Source organism: Candidatus Eisenbacteria bacterium (assembly GCA_013140805.1).
GTDB lineage: Bacteria > Eisenbacteria > RBG-16-71-46 > RBG-16-71-46 > RBG-16-71-46 > JABFRW01.
In genome coordinates, this window is sequence record JABFRW010000181.1 from 1 (window position 1) to 19,559 (window position 19,559).

Sequence of the window (19,559 nt, forward strand, 5' to 3'; positions counted from 1 at the left end):
GGCCAGGTGCTGGAGATGCCTGGCGCGACTCCGTTGCGCGAAGCACCCGGCACCCTCGAGTCGTCGCGGCGGCTCGGGTGGCTCAATCGCGACGGGCACGGCGTGATCCCGCTCGATCGCGATCGGCGCCCCCTGACGCCGGCGCTGGCGGGCTATCGAAGCTGGGGTGCCGATTCGCTGCCGCCGCGATTCGTGGCGTGGTTCGGAGGTGCTCTCGCGGGGCGGCGCATCACGCTCGATCCCGATGGCGGTGGCGACGACCCGGGCGGCGTCGGTCCGGGCGGCACGCGCGCCTCGCTGGTCAATCTCGAGCTCGCGCGCATGTTGGAAGGCATGCTGACGGCAGCGGGCGCATCGGTTCAGATCACGCGGCGCGGCGATGCTGCGTTGTCGGAGCCGGAACGAGTGCGAATCTCCGAGGCGTTCGACAGCGAGCGCTACCTGAGGATCGGGCATCGCTCGATGCCGCCCGCAATCGGACACTATTTCTCGAGTCCCCTGGGGCGGCGCTGGGCGCAACGCACCGCGGAGTCGATGGAGCGCTTCGGGCTCGGCACCGCGAGGGTGCGCGAGGACGCCCTCTACCCTCTGCAGCAGGTCTCGTGTCCTGCGCTGTTCGTCTCGCCTGCGCGCCTCGACGACAGCACGTCCGAGGCGCGCGTACTCGCCCCCGGCGCCCTTCGCGCCACCGCCTATGCGCTGCTGGTCGCGCTCGCGCGCGAGTGGAGTTCCGAAACCGCGTGGCCGCTCGACTCGCTGAGGGTTCAGAACCCGGCGGGGCAGCCGCTCGAAGGCGCGCTCGTCACGCTCGGAGGCGCGCTCGTCCTCGCGACCGATCGCGAGGGCTGGATCCGCTTCGAACGCAGCGAAGCCGGCCCGCTCGAGGTCTCCGTGCAAGATGCTCGACTGAACGCGCGATTGGTTTTGCTAGAATCGTCGCGGGGTGCCGTCGTGACTGGGCCGCGTGACCACTAGGCGCGCGGGCGGCCCCGTTGGACGGTTTGCATGTCATACGGGATCGACGCCTATTTCCTCGAGCAGCGACGCGCCGCACGGCGCGTGGCGTGGTTGACCTTCGCCCTCAGCGTCGTCGGGCTGGCTCCGATCCTCGCCGCTCTCGTGTCACCCGAGTTCCGTGAGGCGGTGCGCGAACAGAGCCGTTTCGGCTACGAAGGTGCGGACCAGTACGTGCGGCGCATCGAGCTGCAGCGGTACGAAGGCGTCGGAGAGCGCACCCAGCAGCTCGGCGCCCTGCAGCCGATCGCGGCGCGCGCCGGCGGTGGCAGCGGAGGTACCGCCTCCTCGCATCCGCGCGCACGACCCGAGACGCGTCCGCTGATGACGCTCGAAGGCGAAACGGACTTCGGCCTCGACTCGCGTTCGCCACGCCAGCGCAGCCAGGTACCGGTGATCCGCTCCGAGGACCTGGTGATCGAGCATCTGGTGCGCCCCACCTATCCGCCGGAGCTGCTGGAGCAGAACGTCGAGGGCAAGGTCACGCTGCAAGCACTGGTGGACACGCTGGGCGCCGTGATCGGGATCGAAGTGCTGGCGAGCACCGGCGAGGCGCGCTTCGAGGACGCGGCGAGGGTCGCGGTGCGCGAGTGCCGCTTCCGGCCGTTCCGCCGCGACGGCGCCGTGAGCGAGGTGTACGCCGTGTTCCGCTTCGCGTTTCGCATCTACGACTGATCCGCACATTCCCGTGGCGGAGCGCCCGCCGACTCTCGTAAGTTTCCGCGCATCGAAACTTCGATCGCCACGGAGGCAGTCATGCGAACGCCGTTCGTAGTCACCGCCCGGGCCCTCGCCCGATCGCTCGCGCCGATGCTGCTGCTCGCGCTGCTGTGCGGCGCCGAGCGGGTCCACGCGCACCACACTCGCCCGGCTCCGGAGCCCAAGCGCCCGCCCGCGCGGCGGATCACCGGACTCGGCGGCGTGCACTTCGAGATCTCGAGCCGCGACACCAGTGCTCAGAGCTGGTTCGATCAGGGCCTCAGGCTCTGCTACGCCTTCAATCACGACGAGGCGATCCGCGCCTTCGAACGCGCGGCGGCGGCCGACTCGGGCCTCGCGATCGCCTACTGGGGCATCGCGTATGCGAACGGGCCGAACATCAACCTGCCGATGGACGCCGAGCACGAGGCCCGTGCCCGGGAGGCGCTGTCGTTCGCACGCGCACGACTCGCGCAGGCGGCGCCCCGCGAGCGCGACTATGTCGAAGCACTCGGCGCGCGCTACGACTCGACCGCGGGGCCCGATCGGGCCGCGCGTGACCGCGCCTACGCAGAGGCGATGCGGCTCGTGCAGGCACGCCACCCCGACGATCTCGACGCGGCGGTGCTCTACGCCGATGCGCTCATGAACCTGCGTCCGTGGCAGCTGTGGTCGCTCGACGGTACCGCGGCCCCGGAAACCCCCACGATCCTCGAACGGCTCGAGTCGGTGCTGAGACGCGACCCCGAGCACACCGGCGCGATCCACTTCTACATTCACGCCGTCGAAGCGTCGCCCGATCCGGAACGCGCCCTCGCGTGGGCCGCTCGCCTGCCTGAGCTGACGCCCAACGCCGGGCACCTGGTGCACATGCCGACGCACCTCATGGTGCTGGCGGGCGACTATTTCGAGTCCGGCCGCATCAACGATCGCGCGGCGCATTCCGATCGTGAGTACCTCGCGGCCGAAGGCATCACCGGTTTCTACTCCGCGATGTACTACAACCACAATCTGCACATGGCGGCGTACAGCTACGCGATGGCGGGCCACTACGCCGAGGCCATGCGTGCGGCGCGCGAAGTGGTCGCACACGCTTCGCCGCAGGTTCACGACATGCCGATGCTGGAGCTCTTCACACCGAGCGGGATCCTGGTGCAGGCCAAGTTCCGGCGCTGGACCGAAGTGCTGGCGGTACCGGCACCGGCGGCGCGGATGCCGATGACCACCGCGATGTGGCGCTTCGCCCGCGGCCTCGCGTTCGCCGCGACCGGCCGACCGGCCGAGGCCGAACGCGAGGCGCGCGGATTCGCAGCCGCACGCGCGGCGCTGCCCGCCGACTTCTACTTCGGCTTGAATCCCGGCGCACGGGTGCTCGCGGTCGCCGACGCCTACCTGAGCGCGCGACTCGCCGAGGCTCGCGGGGATCGGGCGCTGGCGGGCGAACGATTTCGAAGCGCGGCGAGTGCCGAGGACTCGCTGGCCTACGACGAGCCGCCGGACTGGTACGTGCATCCGCGCGAGGCATGGGCCGGCCTGCTGCTGCGGGCCGGCGACGCCCGGGGCGCCGAAACGGTGCTGCGTGAGGAGCTGGCGCGGCGACCACGCAGCGGACGCGCGTTGTTCGGGCTCGCCGAAGCGCTCGAGCGCGGCGGCCGTGCGCTCGAGGCCCGCGGGGTTCGCGCGCGCTTCGAACGGGCGTGGCAGCACGCGGACACGCCGCTGCGGATCGAGGACCTGTAACGGCGGCATGCGCACGACGTGAGGTTTCGGCGCGACTCGATGCCCGTGCTCGGGGACGCGGCGCGGCTACATCTGGAACTTGCCGAAGTCCTCGGGATCGAGTTTCTCGAGAAAGCGACGCAGCTGGTCGGCCTTCTCCTCGTCGGTCAGCTCGCGCGGCGTGGCTTCCTCGTCGCCGGGCTCCGCGGGACGCGGTTCCTCGAGCAGTTCGTCGTTGACGAAGATCGCGGCCTTGGCGCGCAGCGCGACCGCGATGGCGTCCGAGGGTCGTGCGTCGACCGATACGACGTCGCTGTCGCGTTCGACGACGACGTTGGCGAAGTAGGTTCGCTCGCGCAGCTCGGCGATCACCACCCGGGTGACGCGCGCCTTGAGTCCGTCGAGCAGCGTCTGCAGCAGATCGTGGGTGAGCGGGCGCGGGAACGGCTCGTCGTTGATCAGCCGACGAATCGCGAGCGCCTCACCGGGGCCGATCCAGATCGGCAGGATCCGGCTCCCCTCGGTCTCCTGAAGGATCACGACGTTCTGCTGCGACTTGGGCTCGAGGATCAGCCCATGGATCGCGACCTCGACCACCTTCACGGACGCTTTGCGCCCTCTTTGCGCGCCCCGGCCGCAGCCTGCGAGCTGTCGCCCTCGAGATTCATGAATGCCGGGGCGTCTTCCGAGCGCATGTGATCCACCATCCACTGCGCGGACGCGACCAGCTCGGACTTGGGCCAGCGCTTGAGCAGCTCGCGAAACGACGCGTCAGCGGCCGGGAAGTCCTTGAGCTCCTCGGACTGGATGAATCCGATCATGAACTGCGCCTGAGCGCTCACGTCGCTGTCGGGATGATCGGCGAGCAGCGCCCGGTACGCCTGGATACGATCCGCCGCCGCGCCCGCGAGCTGCGCTTCGTTGAACTGCTCGCGGGCCGACTTGCGCTGCGAAACGAAGCTCTTGATGGCGGCCGAATCGGCGGTCACCCGCAGGTTCTGCTTCGCCTTCTGGAGTTCGTTCTGATAGAAGTCCTGCGATCGCTTGGCCGAGAGCTGGCGCATGATCTGCTGCCGCACCTGCTCGAACGGACGTTCGCCGTCGGCGCGCCGCGAATCGAGCCGGATCAGATGCCAGCCGCGCTCGGTGCGCCACGGTCCCCCGATCGCCCCTTCGGCGAGCGTGAACGAAGACTCGGCCAGCGCCGGCTGCACGCCGAGCGAGCCGAACAGTCCCTCGCGCGTCACGACGCCGAGCGAACCGCCGGTGCGCCGCGTGGTGGTGTCGGTCGAGTTCTTCGTCACCAGCGCCTTCCAGTCCTGCTTGCGCGCGAACGGCAGCAGGCGTCTCGCCTCGGCCTCGGTACGCGTCTGCAGGTGGCTCAGCGAGACGGTCGCCGGTGTGCGGTAGTCGGCGAGGTGCTCGCGGTAGTACTGCATCGCCTCGGAGTCGCTGGGGGCCGCGTTATTCGCCATCAGCTCGGTGACGTACGTGCGGATCAGCAGGTCGCGGCGCTGCTGCTCGAGTTGCGTCTTCAGATCCGGACGCTCCGAGACGCCGGCTTTCTGCGCCGCCATCAGCCATACCTTTTCCTCGACCAGGCGCTCGATCAGACGCTGGCGGCCGTCGGGGGTCGTGAACGTGGAACGCACCTGCTCCGGCAGCTCGTTGATGCGCTGATTGACCGTGGCCGTCGTGATCGTCTCGCTGCCGACGCGGACCAGCACCGTGTCGCGGGCGGCCGCGACGCGCGCCCTGGGACGTGCGGTGGCGGCGTGCACCACCGGAACGGCGAGCGCCAGCGCCAGCACGACCAGCGCGATTCGATTCCGTGCATCGCGCCGTCTGATCATGCCCGCACCACCCAGACTTTGACGGTGGCCGTCACGCCGCCGAAGAACTTGACCGGCACGTCGTACTTGCCGAGCTGCTTGATGTGATCTTCGAGTTCGATCTGACGACGCTCCACGGCATGTCCGGCGCGATTCAGCGCGTCGGCGACGTCGGCGTTGGTGATCGAGCCGAACAGCGTGTCCTCGTCGTTCGCCTGCGCGGAGATGTTGACCTCGGCGCCTTCGAGCCTGGCGGCCTCGGCGCGCGCTTCCGCGATCCTGCGATCGACGGCGATCTCGCGCTGGCGGCTCAACTCCTGGAACAGCTTGGCGGATCCGGTTCCGGTCGCGATCGCGAGCCGGCGGGGCAGCAGGAAATTACGGGCGTAACCGGGCTTGACCTGAACGGTCGCGCCCTTGTCACCAAGGCCCGGAAGATCTTCGAGCAGGATGATGTTCATCGTCGATTGACTCCTAGGAAGGCTCTGCCTCGACGTCCGATTCCAGACGCCGAAAGTCCAGCCACACGTCGCTGAGCCCGAGGCATGCCGAGGTCATGAGGAAGACCGGCAACGCCATGACGAACACGAACAGCAGCGTGAGAGCGATGATGGCGTGAGGTACGCCGCGAGCGAGCAGGAGGGATTCTACGACCGCCACCCCCTGCAGACAAAAACCAATACCGGGGACCGCGAGCAGTGTCCATGCGGTCGGCATCAACTCGGGCCGGCCGAGCAGCACCAGCCCGAGACCGGCCAGGAACAGCCACAAGGCACCGTCCGGCAGCCGCCAGTTGGCGAACGGGTGGTCCGACAACGGAGGCCAGCGAATCCAGGCGGCGGCGCGGCCCGCGATCACGCGGCCCGCCGTGACGAGCATCGCGACCCACAGGAACATGAGACTCGGCAGCGCGAAGGGCAGTGCGCGGCGGACCAGCGCATCGCTCTCCTCGCCCAGGTGCTGGGCGGTCTGCAGTCGCTCGCCGTCGTAGCCCATCTGGCGCAGCATTTCGACACGTTGCCGCGAACCCTCGTCGAGCATCGACTGCATGCGGCTGACGAGCGTCGGATAGCCGGGCGTCCACGGCAGCGCGGCGGCGAGCACCAGCAACGGCAGCAGCATCCAGGCGCGATGCCCGGAGCCGGGTCCGCCACCCTCTTCGCGAAGTCCCATCCACGCGCCGCTCAATGCGGTGACCGGAACCCACCACAACCACGGGTTGGCGGGTCCGCTGGCCAGCATGCTGCCGACCTGCAGCGCAACCGGTGTCACGACGCCCCACACCCCGAAGCGCCAGCACAGCAGCAGCGAAGCCGCGACGACGAGCGGCACCAGCAGCCACAGCCAGCCCCACGGCGACGGCGTCGCCCACGCTCCCGCTGCAAGCCCGGCCACGATGAAGACCGCGCGCCAGCCCGCTCCGCGTGAGCGCCCCAGTTCAGCGGTAGAGATCACTCGTGAACGGCATCAGCGCCAGAACGCGCGCGCGCTTCACAGCGATGGTGATCTGCTTCTGGTGACGGGCGCAGGTACCGGACACGCGACGCGGCACGATCTTGCCGCGATCGGTGATGAAGCGACCGAGCCGCTTTTCGTCCTTGTAGTCCACGAAGCCGACCTTCTCGAAGCACAGCTTGCAGTACTTCTTCTTGAAACTCTTGCCTTCACGCTCACGTGCCATGTCGTCTCCACGCCTCGCGAACTCCGACCGCAACGGGTGCGGGTCCGCCTAACTTCGGTTGCGCCGCCGCGCCCCGCGGGCGCGATCGGCTTCGCCGGATTCCGACTTCGGCGGGGCCCCGGGCCCCGCGACGACTTCCGTTCCGGCGTCCGCCCCGCGGCGTTCGAGGAAGTGCACCAGCTCGGCGCGCACCTCGATCCGCGTGCGGCGTTCGCCGCGCTCGTTCTGCCACTCCCGCATCTGCAGGCGGCCTTCGATCATCACCGCGCTGCCCTTGTGCAGGTACTCACCCACTGTTTCAGCCACTCGCTGATACGTCACCACCGTCACGAACCCGGTCTGCTCGCCTGCGCTGCCGTCGCGATTCCGATAGCGGCGATGGAACGCGAGATCGAACGTCGTGACCGTCGTCCCGTCCGACGCATAGCGCCGATCCGGATCACGCGTGAGGCGACCGCTGATCAGGACCCGATTGAGCTCGGGAAGTCTGAGTTCGGCCATGACCCACCTCCGACGGGGGCATGTTTTCGTTCACGCACCGAGCGGCATCGCCGCGCCGCCTCGCGGGCGCGCGCACGAACCGCTGCGATGCGTCACTCGTCGTCGCCCGCCTCGGCCGCCGCGGCGGCCACTTCGGCATCGGGGCGACCCTGCGTCAGTTCGGGTGGAACGTGCATCACCGTGAGCACTCGCATGACGTTTTCGTTGAGGCGCAAGCGGCGTTCGATTTCGCGCACCACCGCGTTGCCACTCTCGTGCACCACGAAGGTGTAGATCCCGTCGCGACGCTTGCGGATCTCGTACGCCAGGCGTCGCTTGCCCCAGCGTTGAACTTCGAGCACTTCGCCACCCAGATCCTTGATCCACTGGGAGACGCGCTCCACCTCCTCGTTCACCCGGTTCTCATCGAGACCCGGATCGAGGATGAATGTGGTTTCGTACTTGGTCACGATTCTGAACCCTCCTGACCCACCCGGCGATTGAACCGGTTCATGGCGACCGTGATGCCGTCGGTCGCCCACACTTCGACGATTTCCCGCGCGCGCGCGACGACTTCTTTCATGACCGTCTCCTCTGCGGCGGAAAACGTCTCGAGAACGTGTTCCCGCAGCGCCGCGGCGTCTTCTGCCGCTCCGACGCCGACCCGCAGTCGCGCGAACTCCCGGTGTCCGAGCGCGGACTCGAGACTCTCGAGTCCGCGGTGGCCACCACTCGATCCGGAACGGCGCAATCGCAGCACGCCGACCGGCAGATACACATCGTCCGAAATCACCAGCAACTGCCCGTCGTCCCACGTGCGCCCGCGACGCCAGTCGTCGAGCGCCTCTCCGCTCAGGTTCATGAACGTGAGCGGCTTCAGCAGTTCGAGCTCTTCAATCGGCAGGCGGACCCGGCGGGACTCGTACGACGTCCCACGCTCCGAGGCCACGCCCGGCCACTTCGCAACCAGCGCATCGAGCACCCGCCACGCCACGTTGTGGCGCGTGGCCGCGTACCGTTCGCCCGGATTGCCGAGACCGAGCACCAGCCGCACGGCCTACTTCTTCTTTTCCTTCTCTGCGCCTTCGGCCGCTTCGTCCTTCTTGCCCTTCGTGATGACCTCGGGCTCCACCTTGCCCGGCGTGCCTTCGAGCGTCGCCGCAGCTGTGGTCTCTTCCATGACGGTCGGCGCCGCCACGACTGCAACCACCGCGTCGGCATCGCTGAGGATCGTCACGCCCTCGACCTTGAGGTCGCGCACGTGAATCGAATCGCCGATGGCGAGCGCCGTGACGTCGATGTCGATCGAGGTCGGAATCGCGGTCGGCAGACAGCGAATCTCGATCTCGCGCAGGCCGTGCTCGAGAATGCCGCCGCCGTCCTTCACGCCGATCGAGAGACCGATCAGGTGCACCGGCACCTCGACCTCGACGGTCTCGGTCAGCGAGATGTGCTGAAAGTCGATGTGGATGATCTGCTGCGACAGCGGATCGCGCTGCGCGCTGCGCAGCAGCGCCGTGTACTCGTGGGTGCCGAGCGCCAGATGGATGATCGGATTGCCGCCCTTGTGCTGACGGATCGCGGTCTCGAATTCGACGCGCTCCACGCTGACGGCCTGCGGGGTCTCCCCGTGTCCGTAGATGACGCCCGGGATCGCGCCGGCCGCGCGCGTCTTGCGCGCGCCACCCTTGCCGAGCCGGTCGCGCGGCGAGCCCTTGAGCGGGATGACTGCCATGACTCCTCCTTACTGGAACGCCGGATCGAGTCCGGCGGAACGGCGGGCGGGCATCGGATGCTCCGCCCGGCCTGGCTTCAGACGAACAACGAACTCAGTGAGCGCTCCTCGTGGATGCGCTGAACCGCCTCGCCGAGCAACCCCGCCACCGACAACTCGGTGATGTTGGCCGGCAAATCCATGTGCTCGTGGTTGAGCGTGTCGGTGATGACCAGCTCCGTGAGCGGCGACCTGGCGATGCGCTCGAACGCGTCGGGGCACAGCACGCCGTGCGTGATGCCGGCGTAGATGTCGCGCGCTCCGCGAGCGCGGATCGCTTCGGCCGCCTGGCACAGCGTGCGGCCGGTCGTGAGCACGTCGTCGAAGAACACGACGTTCTTGCCGTCGACGTCGCCGATCACGTTCATGATCTCGACCGAGTCCGCGCGCGGACGCCGCTTGTCGACGAGTGCCAGGTCGCAGCCGAGTCGCTTCGCGTAGGCGCGCGCCATCTTGACGCTGCCGATGTCGGGCGCCACCACCAGGAGATTCTGCAGCTGCTTCTTCTGGAAGTACTCGATCAGCACCGGCGCCGAGTAGAGATGGTCGAACGGGATGTCGAAGAACCCCTGAATCTGAGCGCTGTGCAGGTCCATGGTCAGCGCGCGATCCGCGCCCGCCACGGTGATGACGTTTGCGACCAGCTTGGCCGTGATCGGTGCGCGCGGCTGGTCCTTGCGGTCCTGGCGCGCATAACCGAAATACGGAATCACCGCGGTGACGCGCCGCGCCGAAGCGCGCTTGGCGGCGTCGATCATCACCAGCAGTTCCATGAGGTAGTCGGCGGGCGCCCCGGTCGACTGCACGATGAACACGTCGCTGCCGCGAATGTTCTCGTTGAAGCGCACCGAAACCTCGCCGTCTTCGAAGCGCGAGACCTCGATGTCACCGAGCGGGACTTTCAGCTTGTCGCAGATCGCCTGGGCCAGACGCCGGCTGGCGTTACCCGCGAAGATGCGGCACGGATCCACGTGACGTGTCCTCCCCGTCGAACCATAGGTGCGAACTCCGCCGCGTCCCGAAGAGGCAGGGGCGGGCGCAGAACGCAGTTGAGCGGCCGGTCCGCGCGGGGCGAGGAACGGCCACACATCGAAACCAGGGCCGTTGCCTCACGCCCGGTTGGCTGGGGCGGGAGGATTCGAACCTCCGGATGCGAGATCCAAAGTCTCGTGCCTTACCGCTTGGCCACGCCCCACCAACGAACGGGGATTCCGTCACGGTCCGTCCCCGCGCTTCCGGGTCCGGGGTGCTGGCTACTGGCCACAGGATGGGAAAAAGCCGGGGGAGAGTAGCCATCCCCCCCGGCCGAAGTCAAACGGAAATCGAACGCTGGACTACTCGTAGCCCTCGTGGTGTCCGTCGTGCGACCCGTCGTGCGTGCCGTCCGGTTGGTTGCTCTGCGGCGCTCCGTGCCCCGCCATGACGTGGCGGCCAGGATTCTTCAACTCGACCTGGTACTCGGCCAGCACGATCTCGGTGAGGTACTTGCGAGTGGCGTCGTTGATCGGGTGCGCGAGGTCCTGATGTTGCCCGTCGGGGCGCTTGCGGCTCGGCATCGCGACGAACAGCCCCGAGTTTCCGGAGATGATCTTGAGGCCTCGGATCACGAACGAGTCCTCGAGCGTGATGCTCACGAATGCCTTCAACTTGTCGTCGTTGCGAAGCGAGACGCGGACTTCGGTGATCTGGATCATCGCCGAGCGCTCGGACGTTTCGAAGCATCGGCCATGACGCGCCCGCGTGGGTGACGCGTACTACGGGGAGTCGCTGGACCGTTGTGCATCCCTGCCTCCGGTCGAACGGATCAGATTCTTGTGACGAGCATGCCGCCTGGGACCGAACGCACAAAAAACAATCGTTCGGGTCCGACGAAGTGCGCGAGGACGTGCCGGGCGGCGACGTCCGGCGGAAGCACCGCGAACACCGCCGATCCACTGCCGGTCATTCGCGGATGCCGCGCACCGCTGGCTTCGAGCCTTCCACACAAGGACACGAAATCGCGGCCGCGATCCCCGAGCACACGCTCGAAGCTGTTCCCGAATCGCAATGCATCGTCAATCGATACGATGTTCCGATCGAGATTCTTCGCGAATCTTAGAGTGGCTCTCCATCGTGTCAAGCCATATTTCGCGCGGTCGATGCGCGCAAAGGCCGCTCGCGTCGAGATCCCCCACGCGGGCATCGCCACCACGGCGCGGAACCGTCGATCGAGTCGCACGGGCGCGAGCAACTCGCCGCGACCACGTCCGATCGCGGTTCCGCCACGAATCGCGAACGGCACGTCGGAGCCGAGCGCAGTTGCGAGAGCAAGCTTCTGCACCGCGCCGAGCCTCAGCCCGTTCAGTCGTGCAATTCCGATCACCGCCGCGGCCGCGTCGGCACTGCCGCCACCCATGCCGGCCTGCACGGGAATGCGCTTGATCAACTCGAAATCGGCGCCCCGCACGACTCCGAGGGTGCGCGCCGCGAGCCGCGCCGCGCGCAGCACCAGATTGTCCGCGCCCGCGGGAACGCGGCTCGAGCGTCCCGCGCGCTTCGCCAATTTGGGCGAGCTCGCGCGATCACTCGCCACTTTTCGCGAGCGGCTCGGCCGCGCGACCGCCGCGTCTTCATAGCGCACGCGCAGCCGGAAACCGCGCGCGCGCGGGCGCACGATGAGCGTGTCCGCGAGGCTCACCGACTGAAAGACGGTCACGAGTTCGTGGTATCCATCGGCGCGTCGGGGCCCGACGACGAGACCCAGATTCAGTTTTGCGCGTGCCTCGATCCGAATGCCGCGCGCACCCCTGCCGGACTTCGTGACGCGCACGCGCATCAGGTCCGATAGATGATCAGAACCACCGTCACCAGGTAGAGCGCCACGCACACTCCGAGCGGGCGATCCGTGAGCAGCACCTGCGAGGGATCCTCGGTGTTCTCGGCGACGCGCACCAGGTAGAGATAGCGGAAGATCCCGTAGGCCACAAACGGCACGGTGTAGAGCAACGCCTCGGTGCCGAAGTTCGCAACGGTGCCGGGCCAGATGGTGTAGAGCGCGTAGGCCATGAGACTGGTCGCCGCCGAGATCAGCAGCAGACCCTCGAGCAGCTCGGGCGAGTAGTGATCGAGCACCGCACGCTGGCGGCTCGCCTGTCCGTCGGCCACGACCGCGTTCGCGATTTCTCGCCTCCGCTTCGCGAGCGCCAGGAACAAGGCACCGAAGAACGTGCAGACCAGCAGCCACGGCGAGATCGCGGTCTCGGGCGCGACCGGCAATAGCAATTGCACCCCTGCGATCGCGCGCAATACGAATCCGATCGCGATCACGAAGACATCCACCAGCACCACGTGCTTGATACCCATCGAATAGAACAGATTGATCAGGACGTACGCGCCTGCCGTCATCATGAATCCCGGTCCCAGCCAGCGTGCGAGCACCGCCACCGCGCCCAGCAGGACCGGAAGCGCGATCCACGCGACAGCGACCGGCAGGCGTCCCGATGCGATCGGGCGCAGCCGCTTGCGCGGATGCTCGCGGTCGGCGGCGATGTCGCGCAGGTCGTTGAGCATGTAGACGCTGCCCGCCAGCAGGCAGAACGCGCCGAAACCGGCCGCCACGCGGACCAGGAAATCGGGCTGCAGCAGGTGTCGCGAGAACACGATGCCGGCGAAGATCAGCAAGTTCTTGGTCCACTGCTTGGGACGCAGCGCCTGAATCAGGGCGACGATCATCGCGCTCGCTCCCGAACCGGCTTCGTGCGCGCCGTTCCGGTGCGCCTGGCCGTCCCGGAGCGCTTCGGCGTCGCGCCGCGCTGCTTCGTCGCGCCGCGTTTCGGCCCCGCGCGCTCGGCCAGGTCGCCGAACAGCGCGCGCTCGACCAGCAGACAGAACGTGTGCCCCATCGCGATGTGGCCCTCCTGAATGTGCGGCGTCACCGCGTGCGGACTCACCAGAGCGAGATCGCACATCGCCGCGAATTCGCCGCCGCGTGCACCCGTCATACCGATCACGGTCATCCCGAGCGCATGGGCGGTGGTGACCGCTCGCCTCACGCTCTCGGACTTACCGCTGGTGGAGATGGCGACCAGGACGTCGCCCGGGCAACCGATACCCTCGAGCTGGCGCGCGAACACGTCGTCGTAACCGTAGTCGTTGCCGATCGCGGTCAGCGCCGAGGAGTTGGTGGTGAGTGCGACCGATGGCAGCCCCGGCCGGTCGATCAGGTAGCGCCCCGCGAACTCGCAGGCCAGGTGCTGGGCGTCGGCGGCACTGCCCCCGTTGCCGCAGAAGAACGCGGTGCCGCCGTTTTCGAAGCAGGCGATCAGGATCTCGGCGGCGGCGGCGACACTTCCCGCATTGCGCTTGTGAATCGTGGCGAGCGTGCGCGCGGATTCGGCGAGCGAGGTGCGTGCCGCGCGCTCGAGCGGGCCACGCGCCGCATCATCGGAGCCCGGGCGGCGAGTGCGAACCATCGTGTCCCCCTTCCGTGGAGTGCGCCTCACTGCGCCACCTCGTCGAGGTAGCGATCGACGGCATCCTGCCAGTCCGGCATGCGAGCACCCGTGACATGCTCATACCACAACGGACTCATCACCGAGTAGGCCGGACGCGGCGCCGGTCGGACGAACGCGGCCGAATCGGTCGGTCCGAGCCCGCCGGCGAGGCCCGCGCGATCGAGAAAATAGCGCGCAAAACCGTACCACGTGCAATCGCCCCGATTCGTCACCTGCGCGGTGCCACACGCACCGGCGGCGACCAGCCGCGTCAGCGCGTCCGCCAGATCGACGGTGTAGGTCGGCGAGCCGCGCTGATCGTCCACGACCTTCAAGGCGTCGCCGGCGCGGGCCTTGCGCAGCATGGTGTCGACGAAGTTCGGGCCGCCGTGCCCGAACAACCACGAGGTCCGTACCACGACGTGGCGAGGATTCAGATGACGGACCGCCTGCTCGCCCGCGCGCTTGGACGCGCCGTAGACCGAGCGCGGCGCGGTCGCGTCCCACTCGCGATAGGGCGCGTCCGCGCGACCGTCGAACACGTAGTCGGAGGAGATCGCCACCACCCCGGCCGCGTGCTCCGCCGCCACCTGCGCTGCGTTTCCAGCCCCCACACCATTGACCAGGAAGGCGAGGTCGGCGTTCGACTCGCAATCGTCGACGCGCGTGAACGCGGCCAGGTGCACGATCCACTGCGGGCGAAAGTCGCGACACGCCTCGCGCAGCGAACCGAGCTTCGTCACATCGGCGCGCGAGCGATCGAGCCCCAGGACCTGGTGGCCGGCGCGCTCGAACGCGGGCACCGCCGCCTGACCCAGCATGCCCGCCGCCCCGGTGATCGCGATTCTCATGCGCGGCTCCTGCGCTCGAAGGCCGCCACCGCTCTCGGGGACCGCGTCCCGCTCACGCCAGCTCGACCCGACTCGAGTCGCCGATCATGAGTCGATGCGCCCGCGGCCGCAGCGGACTCGAGGTCACCACCGCGTCCTTGCCGATCAGGCTCGATTCGATGCGATGCTCGATCTGTCGAATGACGCTGCGCTCGAGCACGATCGAGTGTTCGATCTCGGCGCGATCGATCACCGCCCCATCGCCGATCGCGGTGAACGGGCCGACGTAGGCGTCGAGCACCTGGGCGCCCGGCCCGATCACCAGCGGCCCGCGCAGGCGGGAACGCTCGACGCGCGCGCCGGCCGCGACGTACACGGCGCCTTCGATCTGGGTCGCTGCGTCGACCGTGCCGACGATCTCGTGGCGGAGATCCGCCAGGATGATGCGATTCGCCTCGAGCAGATCCTCGACCTTGCCGGTGTCCTTCCACCAGCCGCTGATCACGTGCGAGCGCACCGGATGTCCGTTTGAGATCAGCCACTGGATCGCATCCGTGATCTCGAACTCGCCGCGAGCACTGGGCTGGATCGCGTTCACCGCCTCGAACACGCTGGGTCCGAACAGATAGACGCCGACCAGTGCCAGATCGCTCTTCGGGTGCTTCGGCTTCTCTTCGAGCCGCACCACGCGCTCGCCCTCCAGCTCCGCCACCCCGAACTCGCTGGGGTTCGGCACGTGTGCGAGCAGGATCTGCGCGTGCGGCTGCTCGCGCTCGAACTCGCGCACGAACTCGCCGATGCCGTCCTTGATCAGGTTGTCGCCGAGGTACATGACGAACGGAGCACCCGCGATGAAGCGTTCCGAGATCTTGACCGCGTGCGCGAGGCCGAGCGGCGCCTCCTGCTCGATGTAGGTCACCGCGAGCCCGAAGCGCGAACCATCGCCCACCGCCGCCCGGATCTCGGCCTGGCTGTTGACCAGCACCGAGACGCGTTCTCCGGTGCGGCGATCCGGCTCCAGCATTTCGCGTGGATCGCTCACGATGATGCCGACCTCGCGGATGCCGGCGTCTCGCAGCGCTTCGAGGCCATAGAACAGCACCGGCTTGTTCGCGACCGGCACCAGCTGCTTGGCACTGGTGTGCGTGATCGGGCGCAGTCGGGTGCCGCGGCCACCGGCAAGGACGAGTGCCTTCATGCTCCGAAGGCCTCGACCAGCAGCCGCTTCGCCTCGGCGAGCGCGTCGCCGAGCCTCGCCACGTCCTTGCCGCCCGCGAGCGCCAGATGCGGCTTGCCGCCGCCCGAGCCGCCGGTCACCTGAGCGACCTTCTTGACCAGCTCCGAAGCGCTGAGCTTCTTCGAGGCGACCAGATCGTCGGTGACCGCGGCGAGAAACGTGAGCTTGCCGCCACCCTGGAGCGCCAGCACCGCGGCGCCGGTCTTGAGCGCACCACGCAACCGATCGGCGGCATCGCGCACCGCATTCGCATCGGCCTCCGAAGTGATCTCGGCCACCAGCCAACGTCCGCCCGGCGCCTCGGTCGCACTCGCGACCAGCCGCTGCATCTCGGCTTCGAGCCCGCCCTTCTGGGCTTCCGACTGGGCGCGCCGCAGCCGGTCGGTCTCGGCGCGCAGCTTCTCGATCTGCTCGGGCAGCAGCTCCGCCTTGACCTGCAATGCCGCGGCCGCGCGTTCGAGCAGCGCGCCTCGCGACTTGAGCCACTCGAGTGCTGCGTGACCGCAATGCGCTTCGAGCCGCCGCACCCCGCTCGCCACCGCCGAGTCCGCGACGATCACGAATGCCCCGATGTCGCCGGTGCGGCGCACGTGGGTGCCGCCGCACAGCTCGCGACTGATCGGCAGCTGCGCCTGCTCGATGCCCGCCACCGTCACCATGCGCACCACGGCCCCGTATTTCTCGCCGAACAGCGCCATCGCCCCGAGCTTCTTCGCCTCGTCGATCGGCATCTCTTCCCACTTCACCTCGGTATTCCGCAACGCCCACTCGGCGACTCGATGCTCGATGAGCGAGAGCTGCGCCTCACTCGGCGCCTCGAAGTGGGTGTAGTCGAAACGCAGTCGATCCGCGGCGACCAGCGAGCCCGCCTGTCGCACGTGAGCTCCGAGCACGTCGCGCAGGACCGCATGCAACAGGTGCGTCGCCGTGTGATGGCGCATCACCGGAAAGCGATGACCGGGCTCCACGCGCGCCTTGAGCCCGCCGCGCGCCCCGGCCGACAACAGCGTGTCGCGGGTTCCGTTCGTGAATCGCACCCGGTGCACGATCGCGTCGCCTTCCTTGTAAACGTGCACCAGTTCGACCGCGAGTCCGATGGTCTCCAGCCGGCCGTGATCGGCGACCTGGCCGCCCGACTCGGCGTAGAACGGCGTGCGGTCGAGCACCAGCTCGAGCTCGTGCGCTCCAACTTCGCGCCAGCGGCGGATCGTGAGGTCGTCGGGCTGCAGCTGCTTGTAGCCCACGAACTCCGAGTGCGAGCCCTCGGTGACGGCGGTCCACGCGGCGCGCGGGCCTTCGACTGCGTGCTCGAACTTGCTGGCAGCGCGAGCGCGCGTGCGCTGACCCTCCATGGCGCGCTCGAATCCCGCGTGATCCACCACCACTCCGCGCTCCGCCGCGATCTCCTCGGTCAGCTCGATCGGGAATCCATAGGTGTCGTGGAGCTGGAACGCCTCCTCGCCAGTGAGCGTCTTCGATCCGGCGGCGAGCGCCGCCTCGAGCCGCGTCAGACCCGCTTCGTAGGTCTCGCCGAAACTCGCTTCCTCCTGCTCGAGCGCGCGCGCGATCTGCGCGCGGCTGCGCTCGAGCTCCGGGTAATCGTCGCCATAGTTCTCGACGATGAGTCCCGCGAGCTTCGCCATGATCGGTTCGGCCAGCTTGAGGCCGCGGGTGGAACGCGCGCGCACCACCGCACGCCGCAGCAGGCGGCGCAGCACGTAGCCCGCGCCTTCGTTGCCGGGGATCGCGCCTTCGCCGATCGCGAACGTCAGCGCGCGCGCGTGATCCGCGAGGATGCTCGCGTTGACGCGGGCCACTCTCGCGTCGCGCGCGCCGTCGTGCGGCGCCGCGAGCACCGCCTCGACCAGCGGAGCGAACAGGTCGGTCTCGTGGATGACGCGCTTGTCCTGCATCAGCAGCGCGAGCCGGTCGAGGCCCATGCCGGTGTCGATGCCGGGGCGCGGCAGCGGCTTCAACGAGCCGTCGGCCTGCGCGTCGAATTGCGGGAACACGAGGTTCCAGAACTCCATGAAGCGGTCGCCGGGGTCGCCCGGCCGCTCACCCCAGAACGCATCCTCCGGCAGATACTCGGGGCGTTGTTCGCCCAGATCGAAGTAGATCTCGCTGCTCGGACCGCACGCGCCCTGACCGCCGGCCGGCCCCCAGAAGTTGTCGGCCCTTCCCAGCAGCACGATGCGCGACTCGGGCACACCCATCTTCTTCCACAGAGCGATCGCCTCGTCGTCCCGCGGCAGCGCGCCTTCGCCTTCGAACACCGAGGGGTAGAGCCGATCGACCGGCATCTGCAGCACGCGGGTCACGAACTCCCACGCCATCGCGATCGCTTCTTCTTTGAAGTAGGCGCCGCGTTCCCGGGGTCCGAACGAAAAGTTGCCCAGCATCTCGAAGAAGGTCGCGTGGCGCGGCGTGCGGCCGACGTTTTCGAGGTCGGTGAGCCGCAGGCACTTCTGGATCGAGGTCGCGCGCGTATACGGAACCTCGCCGGCCTCCGTGTAGTAGGGCTTGAACTGGACCATGCCGGCGGTGGTGAAGAGCAGGGTCGGATCGTTCGGAACCAGAGGCGACGACGGCACCGCGGTGTGCCCGCGCGCGATGAAGAAGTCGAGGAACGCCTTGCGCAGCTCGGCCGCGGCCCGCGGTCGTGTGGAGGTCGAGGTACCAGTCATAGGCCGCGGAAGATAGCCGGTTCCCGGCCCGGATGCATGGTGGGAAGCGGCGAACGGCGGACCGCGGCGCCGTCGCGGCTGCGACCCGGCTAGGCTTTGGTCTCCATCAGCCCGCACACCGCTCCGGCCGGGTCGCGAATCACGCAGAAGCGCAGGTTCGGCCCCATGGCCCGCGGTCCGTGGAGCACCTCGCCGCCGAGCGCGCGCGTCTGCGCCATGGAACGGTCGAGGTCCTCGATGTTGATGTAGATCATCCACTGTGGAGGCACGCCCACGTTGACGCCGCGGTGGTGACACATTCCGACCGCCGGTTCGAGGCTCGCGGGTTGCCGCATGTTGTAGTCGGCGTACTCGCCCATCTTCACGTCTTCCGGCGACCAGCCGACCACCTCACGATAGAAGTCGCGCAGGCGCGTGGCGTCCTCGACGGTCAGGTCGATCCAGCCGATGGTGCCGATCGCGGGGCGTGTCGCGGGTGCAGTCATGGGAATGCCTCCTGGAACGAAGTGAAATGCCGCCCGGGACTCTATACCGCCGCCGCGGCCTCGCGCGCGTGGCTGGCCAGCGCCTCGCGGATGGCATCGGAATCGAAGCCACGACGCACCAGCAGCGCGTAGAGGCGGCGACGACGCGTCGAGGCATCGAGCGCTGCCATGCGGCGGGCGCTCTGAGTGATCACGCGGCGCGCCAGCTCGACTTCGCTTGCCGGACGCTCGGAGCTGTCGAATCCCGCGCGTGCGGCGGCGATGTCGGCGGCGGTGATTCCGCGCCCGCGCAGGTCTTGCTCGAGCCGCCGCCAGCCGGACGCCCGACGCCCCCAGCGCGATTCGAGATAGACCCGCGCGTACTCGAGATCATTCACGAGCCCGACCGCGATCAGGCGATCGAGCACCGCGTCGATCTCGGTCGCGTCGAAGCCCTTGTCGCGCAGCCGCCGCGCGAGATCGGAGCGCGTGCGGCGGCGGCGCTCGAGCATTTTGAGCGCCGCCTCACGCACCGCTTCTTGTGGAGCGTCCCGCATGCTGGAACTACCGGCGCCGATCGCTCCCCGCCGTCATCGCGGGCTGCGGGCGCGCGGGAGCTGCCGCCGCGTTCGCGGCAGGCTTGGCACCCGCCTTGGCGGCCGCCTCGGTG

The 19,559-nt window shown here is 68.5% G+C and carries 22 protein-coding genes and 1 tRNA gene; 3 read left to right on the plus strand and 20 right to left on the minus strand.

The window, feature by feature from the left end; genetic code table 11:
* The 3 genes from HOP12_13760 to HOP12_13770 all read left to right on the plus strand — a co-directional run.
* The coding region (locus HOP12_13760; GenBank protein ID NOT35208.1) for a hypothetical protein at positions 1–975 on the plus strand (975 nt) is incomplete at its 5' end.
* Positions 976–1,005: 30 nt separating this feature from the next.
* On the plus strand, positions 1,006–1,689 hold the full coding sequence (locus HOP12_13765; protein NOT35209.1) for an energy transducer TonB: 684 nt from the start codon (positions 1,006–1,008) through the stop codon (positions 1,687–1,689).
* 81 nt (positions 1,690–1,770) lie between these two features.
* Positions 1,771–3,453 carry a hypothetical protein gene (locus HOP12_13770; GenBank protein ID NOT35210.1) on the plus strand — a complete coding sequence of 561 codons (1,683 nt, stop codon included), beginning with the start codon at positions 1,771–1,773 and terminating at the stop codon, positions 3,451–3,453.
* 66 nt (positions 3,454–3,519) lie between these two features.
* On the opposite strand, the gene HOP12_13775 is transcribed toward HOP12_13770, so the two are convergent.
* The 20 genes from HOP12_13775 to HOP12_13870 form a co-directional block, all read right to left on the minus strand.
* Complete coding sequence (locus HOP12_13775; GenBank protein ID NOT35211.1) at positions 3,520–4,035, minus strand: bifunctional nuclease family protein; 516 nt, start codon at positions 4,033–4,035, stop codon at positions 3,520–3,522.
* Positions 4,032–5,285: a hypothetical protein gene (locus tag HOP12_13780; GenBank protein ID NOT35212.1), complete on the minus strand. Its 1,254-nt coding sequence runs from the start codon at positions 5,283–5,285 to the stop codon at positions 4,032–4,034. Before HOP12_13780 ends, HOP12_13775 begins: the two co-directional genes overlap by 4 nt.
* Entirely contained in the window at positions 5,282–5,725 is a 444-nt protein-coding gene (locus HOP12_13785; protein NOT35213.1) for a 50S ribosomal protein L9, read from the minus strand. The genes HOP12_13780 and HOP12_13785 overlap by 4 nt, the downstream gene beginning before the upstream one ends.
* A 13-nt stretch (positions 5,726–5,738) precedes the next feature.
* The gene (locus HOP12_13790; protein ID NOT35214.1) at positions 5,739–6,719 is read right to left on the minus strand and encodes a DUF2232 domain-containing protein; all 981 of its coding nucleotides are present in this window, start codon (positions 6,717–6,719) and stop codon (positions 5,739–5,741) included.
* On the minus strand, positions 6,703–6,945 hold the full coding sequence (locus HOP12_13795; protein NOT35215.1) for a 30S ribosomal protein S18: 243 nt from the start codon (positions 6,943–6,945) through the stop codon (positions 6,703–6,705). The genes HOP12_13790 and HOP12_13795 overlap by 17 nt, the downstream gene beginning before the upstream one ends.
* 48 nt (positions 6,946–6,993) lie before the next feature.
* The gene (ssb, locus tag HOP12_13800; GenBank protein NOT35216.1) at positions 6,994–7,446 is read right to left on the minus strand and encodes a single-stranded DNA-binding protein; all 453 of its coding nucleotides are present in this window, start codon (positions 7,444–7,446) and stop codon (positions 6,994–6,996) included.
* A gap of 92 nt (positions 7,447–7,538) precedes the next feature.
* On the minus strand, positions 7,539–7,895 hold the full coding sequence (gene rpsF / locus HOP12_13805) for a 30S ribosomal protein S6 (GenBank protein ID NOT35217.1): 357 nt from the start codon (positions 7,893–7,895) through the stop codon (positions 7,539–7,541).
* On the minus strand, positions 7,892–8,479 hold the full coding sequence (locus HOP12_13810; protein NOT35218.1) for an aminoacyl-tRNA hydrolase: 588 nt from the start codon (positions 8,477–8,479) through the stop codon (positions 7,892–7,894). The genes rpsF and HOP12_13810 overlap by 4 nt, the downstream gene beginning before the upstream one ends.
* A 3-nt stretch (positions 8,480–8,482) precedes the next feature.
* Positions 8,483–9,160 carry a 50S ribosomal protein L25 gene (locus tag HOP12_13815; protein NOT35219.1) on the minus strand — a complete coding sequence of 226 codons (678 nt, stop codon included), beginning with the start codon at positions 9,158–9,160 and terminating at the stop codon, positions 8,483–8,485.
* 77 nt (positions 9,161–9,237) lie between these two features.
* Positions 9,238–10,170, minus strand: a complete 933-nt coding sequence (locus tag HOP12_13820) for a ribose-phosphate pyrophosphokinase (protein ID NOT35220.1) — start codon at positions 10,168–10,170, stop codon at positions 9,238–9,240.
* 149 nt (positions 10,171–10,319) lie between these two features.
* Positions 10,320–10,394: transfer RNA gene (locus HOP12_13825), tRNA-Gln, on the minus strand.
* A 139-nt stretch (positions 10,395–10,533) separates the two neighbouring features.
* The gene (locus HOP12_13830) at positions 10,534–10,890 is read right to left on the minus strand and encodes a septation protein SpoVG (protein NOT35221.1); all 357 of its coding nucleotides are present in this window, start codon (positions 10,888–10,890) and stop codon (positions 10,534–10,536) included.
* Between the two features lie 113 nt (positions 10,891–11,003).
* Positions 11,004–11,894 (minus strand): hypothetical protein, encoded by an 891-nt coding sequence (locus HOP12_13835; protein NOT35222.1) that lies wholly within the window; start codon positions 11,892–11,894, stop codon positions 11,004–11,006.
* A gap of 119 nt (positions 11,895–12,013) precedes the next feature.
* Positions 12,014–12,910 (minus strand): decaprenyl-phosphate phosphoribosyltransferase, encoded by an 897-nt coding sequence (locus HOP12_13840; GenBank protein ID NOT35223.1) that lies wholly within the window; start codon positions 12,908–12,910, stop codon positions 12,014–12,016.
* Positions 12,907–13,650, minus strand: coding sequence for a D-sedoheptulose 7-phosphate isomerase (locus HOP12_13845; protein ID NOT35224.1), 744 nt, complete (start codon positions 13,648–13,650; stop codon positions 12,907–12,909). The genes HOP12_13840 and HOP12_13845 overlap by 4 nt, the downstream gene beginning before the upstream one ends.
* A gap of 26 nt (positions 13,651–13,676) precedes the next feature.
* Positions 13,677–14,522, minus strand: coding sequence for a dTDP-4-dehydrorhamnose reductase (gene rfbD, locus HOP12_13850; GenBank protein ID NOT35225.1), 846 nt, complete (start codon positions 14,520–14,522; stop codon positions 13,677–13,679).
* A gap of 52 nt (positions 14,523–14,574) precedes the next feature.
* The gene (locus tag HOP12_13855; GenBank protein NOT35226.1) at positions 14,575–15,699 is read right to left on the minus strand and encodes a glucose-1-phosphate thymidylyltransferase; all 1,125 of its coding nucleotides are present in this window, start codon (positions 15,697–15,699) and stop codon (positions 14,575–14,577) included.
* Positions 15,696–18,425: an alanine--tRNA ligase gene (gene alaS, locus HOP12_13860; GenBank protein NOT35227.1), complete on the minus strand. Its 2,730-nt coding sequence runs from the start codon at positions 18,423–18,425 to the stop codon at positions 15,696–15,698. Before alaS ends, HOP12_13855 begins: the two co-directional genes overlap by 4 nt.
* Before the next feature lie 89 nt (positions 18,426–18,514).
* A complete protein-coding gene (locus HOP12_13865; GenBank protein NOT35228.1) occupies positions 18,515–18,910 on the minus strand; it encodes a VOC family protein in 396 nt (131 codons plus the stop codon).
* Between the two features lie 41 nt (positions 18,911–18,951).
* Positions 18,952–19,446: a regulatory protein RecX gene (locus tag HOP12_13870; protein NOT35229.1), complete on the minus strand. Its 495-nt coding sequence runs from the start codon at positions 19,444–19,446 to the stop codon at positions 18,952–18,954.
* Positions 19,447–19,559: the final 113 nt, after the last annotated feature.